General features: G+C 58.9%; 1 protein-coding gene. It reads right to left on the minus strand.

Features of this window, described 5'->3' with window-relative positions; translation table 11 throughout:
• The coding region (locus tag KDN35_RS19785) for a spore germination protein (protein ID WP_212133774.1) at nt 1-644 on the minus strand (644 nt) is incomplete at both ends.

A 644-nucleotide genomic window follows, 5' to 3' on the forward strand; every position in this document is an offset into this window, starting at 1 on the left:
GCGGCGTCCATGGAGATGAGCAGCCGGGTGGGAATCAGCTCCGGGTTGTACGCGACGAGTGACAGGTACAGCCCGGGCGTCGTGATGCTGAGAAACAGGGCGACCATCCGCACAATGCGGATCAGCGTGGCGTACTGCCAGCTGGTGTAGTAGTCGTCGACCGTTTCCAGCATTTGAAAAAACGTGATCGGCAGGATCAGCGCATGCGACGTCCCCTCGACCATGACCGCCACGTTTCCCTCAATCAGATAGGAACAGGTGACGTCAGGCCGTTCCGTGGGGCGCATGAGGGGAAACAGGGAGAACGAATTGTCCTCCAGATATTCCTGAAGCTGCATCTGGCCGATCAGGCTGTCTGTTTCGATGCAGGAAAGACGCCGCCTTACTTCTTCCACGATCTGCGGATTGGCCACGTCCGCCAGGTACATGATGGCCGTCTCCTGCTTCGTCCGTTTTCCCACCACGACGGATTCCACCCGCAGATACGGGTCGCGCAGGCGCTGGCGAACCAGGCCGATATTGGTGTTGAGCGTTTCCACAAAGCTGTCTTTCGGTCCGATGACGCTTTGTTCCGTTTCCGGCTGCTCGATGTTCCGGCTGTATTCCTTTTTGACTCCCACCGCCAGACCGACCGACTCGCCCTC

This window comes from Brevibacillus sp. NL20B1, from assembly GCF_018195675.1.
GTDB lineage: Bacteria > Bacillota > Bacilli > Brevibacillales > Brevibacillaceae > Brevibacillus > Brevibacillus aydinogluensis.